The sequence below is a fragment of the Actinoplanes sp. NPDC048791 genome (genome assembly GCF_040650095.1).
In the GTDB taxonomy this organism is placed as follows: Bacteria; Actinomycetota; Actinomycetes; order Mycobacteriales; family Micromonosporaceae; genus Actinoplanes.
In genome coordinates, this window is sequence record NZ_JBEZGQ010000873.1 from 1 (window position 1) to 3519 (window position 3519).

Consider the following 3519-nt stretch of genomic DNA (forward strand, 5'->3'; position numbering starts at 1 on the left):
CGGCGGCCAGGCACACGTCGCTGGTCTCGGGCGGGGCGAACAGGCGTACGCCGGCAGTGGCCTCGACCGCGGCCGCGAGCACGGCGACCGCGTCCCGGGTGTGCCCGGCCAGCCGCAGGTAACCGTCGTCACCGAGGTGCCGGAGCGTGGCCAGGGCCGCCGCGATCGGGCCGCCGGAACGGGTGGAGGAGATCACCGGATTGATCATCGTGTAGCCGGGCCAGTCCGCGTACGCGAAGAACTGCGGCAGCCGCAGCGCCGCGTCCCGGTGCAGCAGCACGGAGACGCCCTTGGGCGCGTACGCGTATTTGTGCAGATCGACCGAGATGCTGGTGACGCCGGGCACGGTGAAGTCGAAGGCCGGCAGGCCGGCGCCGAGCCGCCGCAGGTAGGGCAGCACCCAGCCGCCGAAGCACGCGTCGACGTGGAACCGCACACCCCGCTCGGCGGCCAGGGCGGCGAGCTCGGCGATCGGGTCGACGACACCGTGCGCGTAGCTCGGCGCCGAGGCCGCCACCAGCACCGTCTCCGGTCCGATCGCCGCAGCCATGGCGGCGGGGTCGGCGCGCAGGTCCGGACCGACCGGCACGACATCAAGAGCGACCCGCAGATAGTGCGCCGCCTTGGCGAACGCGGCGTGCGCGGTGGACGGGACCACCAGCCGTGGCCGCTCGATCTCCGGGTGCGCGTCCCGGGCCGCCTTCACGGCCAGGATCAGCGACTCGGTGCCGCCGCTCGTGACGCTGCCGACCACCTCCGGCGCGTCCGTGCCGGGACCGCCGCCGAGCAGCCGGCCGGCCGCCGCGACCAGTGCGTTCTCCATCGCCAGCAGCGACGGGAAGGCGGTCGGGTCCAGGCCGTTGACGTGCGCGGAGATCGCGTACGCGGCCCGGGCCAGCTCGTCGAGCCCGTCGACGGCCGGGTCGAAGACATAGGCGAACAGCCGCCCGCCGTGCGTGGGCAGGTCCGCGGTCCGCAACTCACGCAACTCGGCAAGCACCTGCTCACCCGGAACGCCGGTGCCCGGCAACGCCTCGATCATGGCCCCAAGGTAGTCCCGGCTGCCGCCACTAGTCGGAGAAGGCACCCTTGAAGAGTCCGTAGAGGAGGAGCAGTCCGGCGATCCCGACGGCGATGTACGCCAGGCCGTTGCCGACCGCCTCACCGAAGGTGGTCTTGCTCTCCTCCGCTGCCAGATCGGCTGAGCAGACCTTCGTCAGTTCCGCAAAGGCGGCCGCCGAGGTCTGTTGCCGGTTCTGCATGTTCGCCGGCTCGACGCAGGACCGCGGCCGGTCGTCCATGAACTGCACGAAATCGGCCCAGTCACCGACGCATTCGGCTTCCGCCAGACGACCGTCGTCATCGGTGGCCGGGGTGCTCGTCACGGCTGCGCACCGCGCGTTTCCCCGGCCCTCCGGGTAGGCCTTGTTCCAGCTCACCTCGTCCGCGGTGGGCACGTCGTCGTCGCAATGCCGGGTGGCCGCCACCGCGACGTCGTCCGGTATCCACAACCCGATGTCCTCGGCCTTGCCGGTCAGCACCCAGGCCCGCTCACAGGCCCGATTCCTCGGCAGGAAATCACCTGCGCGGCACCCGGAGACGAGGAGAACGGGTCACCCGGCCCGCCGCCGCAGCCGCGCCGATCGAGGAGCTGCGGCGGTACTCCCGGCGGGAAGGTGTCAGCCGAACGCGGTTGTCCGTCAGTCCTGGTAGCGGCGCAGCAGGGCGACCGCCGCCCCGACCAGCAGGGCCGGGACCACGGTGAAGCCCAGCAGGACGCCGAGGCGGGCCGTCGGATCCTGGGCCGCCGCCTCGCCGGTCGACGACGACGCGTAGCCGAACAGCTGGAGGACCAGCGCGTAGATGCCCGGGCCCAGGGCCAGGCCCAGCGTCTCCCCCGCGGTCCACAACCCGGTGAACACCCCGGCCTGGCGGCGCCCGGTGCGTACGGTGTCGCGTTCGATCAGGTCGGGGAGCATCGCCAGGGCGAAGACCTGCTGGCCGGCGTACCCGCAGCCGATCAGGGCCACGACCAGGTAGATCACCACCGCGGGCAGAGTGGGTGAGGCCAGCAGGACCAGGGCACCGAACGCGAAGAGCACGGAGGCGGCGATCAGGCCGCGGAGTTTGCCGTGGCGGGCGCCGACCCGGCTCCACAGCGGCATGACCAGCAGCGCCGGGCCGACGAAGGCGGCGAACAGGAAGGTCGCGCCGGACTTCTGGCCGATGACGTGGTCGGCGAAGTACTGCACGCCGGCGAGCATCGTGCCGATGCCGGCCGCCTGGATCACGTAACAGAGCAGCAGGGAGCGGAACGACGCATTGGCCGCCGCGATCCGCAACTGGGCGCGGAGGCTCGGTTCCTGGTCGGCTGCGGTGCGGGACTCTGCTGTGCGCGTACCGAAAAAGGCACCCAGGGTGCCCACGACGATGAGCGCGCCGACGAACGCGCCGGACCATCGGTGGCCGGTCAGGCCGCCGCCGCCTAGGTCGACGACCAGCGGGGCCAGCGCGCCGGAGATCAGGATGGCCAGGGCCAGGACCGCGACCCGCCAGGTCATCAGGCGGGTGCGCTCGGCCCGGCCGGAGGTCAGCTCGGCCGGCATCGCGACGTAGGGCACCTGGAAGAAGGCGAAGGCGGTGGCCGCCGCCAGGAAGGCGACCGCGACGTAGGCGCCCGCCGCGGCGCCGGCGGCGAACGGCCCGGCGAAGATGGCCGCGAACAGCACGCCCAGGGCCAGGCCGGCGCCGAGCAGGAAGCCGCGCCGGTCACCGCTGCGGTCGGAGATCCGGCCCGCGACCGGGTTCACCAGTACGTCCCAGGCCTTCGGCAGCAGCACCAGCAGTCCCGCGACGCCGGCCGCGACGCCGAGCGTGTCGGTCAGATAGGGCAGCAGGAGCAGACCGGGCACGGTGCCGAAAGGTCCGGTCACCAGTGAGCCCAGCGAATATCCGGCGACGACGCGGCGGGAGAGCCGTACGTCGTGCGAGGGACCGGCGACCGTCATGGACGCGGATGGTAACCATCGGTGGGCCGCTGCGCCTACGCTTCGCCGAATGGAGATTTCCGCACCGCCGTCCCGGGTCGCCGCCGGGGTCGCAGCGAGCCATCCCGCGACGGCCGAGGCCGGTCTGCGGGTGCTGCGCGCCGGAGGTACGGCCGCGGATGCCGCGGTCGCCGCCGTGCTCGCCACCTGTGTCGCCGAGACGGTCTACACCGGGCTGGGCGGGGGCGGTTTCGCCACCTACTTCGACGCCGCCACCGGCTCGGTCACCTGCCTGGACTTCTTCGTCTCGGTGCCCGGCACGGACGGCGACCGGGTGGCCGGGCCGATGCTCGCGGTCGATGTGTTCTTCGGCGGGGTCCCGCAGGTGTACTCGATCGGCGGGGCCAGTGTGGCCGTGCCGGGTGTGCCGGTCGGCTGCGGCGAGGTGCACCGGCGCTGGGGCCGGCTGCCCTGGGCGGAGCTGGTCGCGCCGGCGTTGGAGCTGGCCGGCAGCGGGACCCCGGCGCGGGCC

At 73.1% G+C, this 3519-nt stretch carries 4 protein-coding genes; 1 reads left to right on the forward strand and 3 read right to left on the reverse strand.

All coding sequences use genetic code 11. The annotated features are described in order from the left end of the window. The 3 genes from AB0C29_RS38860 to AB0C29_RS38870 all read right to left on the reverse strand — a co-directional run. On the reverse strand, positions 1–1042 hold a 1042-nt coding region (locus AB0C29_RS38860; RefSeq protein ID WP_360831490.1), incomplete at its 3' end, for an aminotransferase class V-fold PLP-dependent enzyme. A gap of 28 nt (positions 1043–1070) precedes the next feature. Continuing rightward, a complete protein-coding gene (locus AB0C29_RS38865) occupies positions 1071–1541 on the reverse strand; it encodes a hypothetical protein (RefSeq protein ID WP_360831493.1) in 471 nt (156 codons plus the stop codon). A 159-nt stretch (positions 1542–1700) separates the two neighbouring features. Continuing rightward, complete coding sequence (locus AB0C29_RS38870) at positions 1701–3008, reverse strand: MFS transporter (protein ID WP_360831496.1); 1308 nt, start codon at positions 3006–3008, stop codon at positions 1701–1703. A gap of 49 nt (positions 3009–3057) precedes the next feature. Between AB0C29_RS38870 and AB0C29_RS38875 the strand changes: the two genes are divergently transcribed. Then, the coding region (locus tag AB0C29_RS38875) for a gamma-glutamyltransferase (RefSeq protein ID WP_360831499.1) at positions 3058–3519 on the forward strand (462 nt) is incomplete at its 3' end.

What these genes read in the sequence shown, in the direction of transcription:
- AB0C29_RS38870 (WP_360831496.1), bottom strand. Translation starts at nt 3,008, where the DNA reads ATGACGGTCGCCGGTCCCTCGCACGACGTACGGCTCTCCCGCCGCGTC.